Source organism: Natronoarchaeum sp. GCM10025321 (genome assembly GCF_042663585.1).
GTDB lineage: Archaea > Halobacteriota > Halobacteria > Halobacteriales > Natronoarchaeaceae > Natranaeroarchaeum.
In genome coordinates this window covers 1-3,828 of the sequence record NZ_JBHTAN010000007.1, presented here as the reverse complement: position 1 = coordinate 3,828, position 3,828 = coordinate 1, and the positions used below count along the sequence as shown (strand labels likewise).

The window sequence follows — 3,828 nt, the reverse complement described above, 5'->3', positions numbered from 1 at the left end:
TCAGTCTTTCGGAATGGCTTCCAGTTTGCACTAGAGACGCAGGGACTTGCTTCTCGCTGCATCAACTGGCCAGCGATCCCTAATAACGAGCGGAAATTGCAATCACTTCTTAATTTGGAGTCTGATGAGACCGTCGTCATGCTCATGGCGATTGGGTATCCTGATCCGGATGGAATGATCCCCTACTCAGAAAAGTAGACAATCAAGTCGGTGCGATCTTATAATGATTTGTGAGAATTCACTCAGTGGGCATCTTTTCTCATAATTTACTATATAAAACAGTTTATGTCTCTCCCTTGGGTCCGATACCAGAACAGTGTAAATGATAAAAATGGGTGCCTTTTTATTGGAAGAATTTACTGTTTTTAACAATGCAAGACCGGCGTATTTTGGTGACTGGCGGTGCAGGATTCATTGGTTCAAATCTGGCTAATGAACTCGCTAAGGGCAATGATGTTATAGTGGTGGACAACTCCTATCTCGGAACCTCCGAGAACTTGGACGATAATATTGATTTCTCCAATACGAGTGTACTTGACGACGACCTACCGACAGATGTAGATGTTGTATTTCATTTGGCAGCATTGTCGTCATACGCGATGCATGAAGACGAACCCACAACAGGCGCAAGAGTGAACGTCGAGGGATTCGTTAATGTTATTGAACAGGCAAGGGCAGACGGTTGTGATACGATCGTGTACGCCTCTACATCATCTATCTATGGTAGCCGTACTGATCCTTCACCCGAAGACATGGATATCACAGTCAATACTGGCTAAGAGGCCTCAAAGATCGCACGTGAGAGTTACGCTGAGTACTTTTCAAACCATTATGACTTGACAGCAGCAGGGATGCGCTTGTTTTCGGTGTATCAAGGGTATGGTGGTGCTGAGAGTCATAAAGGAGAATACGCCAATGTTATAGCTCAGTTTGCTGACGACATCGCGAACGGTAACTCACCAAAATTGTATGGCAATGGTAATCAGACTCGTGATTTCACGCATGTTGATGACATTGTCCGTGGCTTGGTACAAGCAGCCGGATACGACCTTGACGATATCTATAACCTTGGGACTAGCCAGGCCTATGACTTTAATACGGTTGTGAACATGATCAATGAAGAACTCGGTACGAATGTGGAACCGGATTACGTGGAGAACCCGATTCCTGAAGACGTATACATTCACGACACCTGTGCAGACTATTCAAAAATGGAGCAAGCAACAGGGTGGAAACCCAGAATTTATTTACAGGAGGGCATTGACCGTGTCTGTAGCCAGTACTAATCATGTATAATAAAAACAATGAATGTTTTAGTCAAGAGCCATTATCGAAGGTCACCAATTGGTTTAGCAATAATATACAAATAAGGGTGTGATTTTAATGGACCCAACAGTTAGTGTGGTTCTTCCGACATACAATCGGGAGGACGTGATTTCAAGAGCAATAGATAGTGTTATCAATCAATCTTTCTCTGATTTGGAGCTTCTCGTAGTAGATGATAACTCATCAGATAATACCTCTGAATTGATGTCACAATACGGAGATAAAGTCAATTATATTTGTCACGACACTAATCGAGGTGCACCCGCTGCAAGAAATACAGGTATTGAAGCAGCTGATGGTGACTTTATAGCATTTATTGATAGTGATGACAAATGGGATTGTGAGAAACTTGAACGGCAGGTCACTCGTTTTCGCGAATGTTCACCGCAAGTAGGTGTAGTTTATACTGGGTATTATGTCAAACACGATGGAGCGGTTGAAATTGGAGAAGTTCCCTCTAAGCGAGGAGACCTCTATAAAGAGCAATTAAAAAAGGATTGGATAAACCCTACGTCAACTGTGATGGTCCGTTCAAGCTGTTTTGATAAAGTTGATGGTTTTAATGAAGATCTTTCTGCCAGACAAGACTATGAATTATGGATTCGAATATCACGGGATTATGACTTTGATTACATTGTGGATCCTCTTGTGACTATGTATATTGAGAATGATAATCGGATCACTAGTAATGTTGAACCTCGCATGGAAGCTCATAAACAGGTTCTTGAATATATTCAAGAGGATATAAACAGCTTGCCATGGCATGAGCGTAGAAAAAGTTTTGCTGTGCAGTATTTCACGGTGGGTAGGTTTTTACAATCACATCGAAGATTCAAAGACGCTATTTCTTATTATCTCAAATCCATAATGCTGTATCCATTATTGTGGAAAACATACATAGCATTAGTATTATCTTTATTAAGAAGAGATACAAAAAGTAAGTTAGTAATAACAATAAAAAATATCACCCGCACTACATAATACATGAAATATATTACAAGAAGATATGTATCCCCTGCGATATTATTTGTCGTAACATGGGTTATTTCACATATTGCCGCATACATAGGTCCGAAAGAGTTAGTCTACGGACTTCATGATGTTCCAAGAGCCACAATTACCGTAGAAGGAAGCTTATGGGTTATTATATCAACAGCAGTATTTTTGCTGGGTGTATTTGTCGCAAATCGAGTTCAGTTACAAATTAAAATGCCCAATGATATTTTCAGACATCAGTACATAAAACAGACAATGGAAAAATCAGACATTTCCCTGTTGTTATTTTATTTATATGGTGTTGCTATTCTTTTCCTCTTGTTTTGCTGGACCGTACTCGCCATCTATCAGATTGGATCTTTTCGTACTTTCTTAAGTGGTCTATTGTCTGATTGGCACTCTACAGGTCAGCTGTGGAGAGAACAAAAACCGTTTCCCGGCGCACGGCTGTTATATACTGGGTTCATTAGTGTGATGATATTCTCAGCAGCGAGCCTTGCTGTAATAGGGCGCGACAATCCATTGATAAATCATAGATACTATAATAACCAGAGATTAACCACACTTTTAATTATTGGATTGATACCATTAACAGTACTTCCGATTTTAGTGTCTCAACGACTACTCTTAGCTGCCGCCATTATTGGATCGCTCATCACGTATATATCTATCTCTGATAAAGGAATTCCAGTTGTTTATCCAATTATAGGCACTATTATTGGGTTTAGTGTATGGACAATTCAAGAAGTGGTACGAGTACGTTCTTCGCCTGATTCAGTTATTACTTCAGTGACGTACAGCATCGATAGAATCCTTTTTTATTTTTCAAACGATATTGGAAACTTGCACCGGAGTATCACATATATAAGTGAACATACATATGGTTTTGAAACCTTTGGGTTTATATTTCAGTATTTATTTATAGAAGATGATGTACGCGATGCATATCTAACATCTGTTTATGCAGCTATAGAGCCAACGCAAGGAGGAGGAACAGCGACAGCACTAGGAATCCCGTATCTTGACTTTGGGGTATTTGGTTTAGTAATAATCTTTTTGTGGGGATATGTGTCACAAATCGCATATTCAAAATCTAGTCAAAGTTTCCTTTCAAGTCAAATATATGGCCTTATTGCTGCAAGTATAGTCTTATCTTGGCACTCACCCCTCTGGAGTCTACCAATCTTCTGGCATAATGTATCTATAATTATATTATTTATATATTTAATACCGTACTTGGTTTTCAGTTTGTACTATTACAGACATAAAAGAAAGGGCGATAACCTCAAACTATAGGCACTGTCTAAATTACCTCCTCTCAGGAGTGATCTATTCAACCCTTGGTTCGCTCTATACTAGTTTGCTCGTGAAGCGGGAAATCTTCGACATAGAGCATCGCCGATTTCCCGCTTCAATTCCTTCGATTTGACGACCTCTCCTGCTGCCTTACAGTGATTCACCAAGGCCTAATATCTAAAAACCACCAACAACAATAACCAAAATAAT

3 protein-coding genes and 1 pseudogene are annotated in these 3,828 nt (G+C 39.8%); all 4 read left to right on the top strand.

The window, feature by feature from the left end; genetic code table 11:
- Positions 1-198: hypothetical protein (locus ACFQL3_RS18500; RefSeq protein ID WP_377057169.1), on the top strand; the 198-nt coding region annotated here is incomplete at its 5' end.
- 173 nt (positions 199-371) lie between these two features.
- A pseudogene (locus ACFQL3_RS18495) lies at positions 372-1,286 on the top strand (NAD-dependent epimerase/dehydratase family protein).
- A 97-nt stretch (positions 1,287-1,383) separates the two neighbouring features.
- Positions 1,384-2,307: a glycosyltransferase family 2 protein gene (locus tag ACFQL3_RS18490; RefSeq protein WP_377051063.1), complete on the top strand. Its 924-nt coding sequence runs from the start codon at positions 1,384-1,386 to the stop codon at positions 2,305-2,307.
- Positions 2,308-2,310: 3 nt separating this feature from the next.
- On the top strand, positions 2,311-3,618 hold the full coding sequence (locus ACFQL3_RS18485; RefSeq protein ID WP_377051061.1) for an O-antigen polymerase: 1,308 nt from the start codon (positions 2,311-2,313) through the stop codon (positions 3,616-3,618).
- The last annotated feature ends 210 nt before the right edge of the window (positions 3,619-3,828 follow it).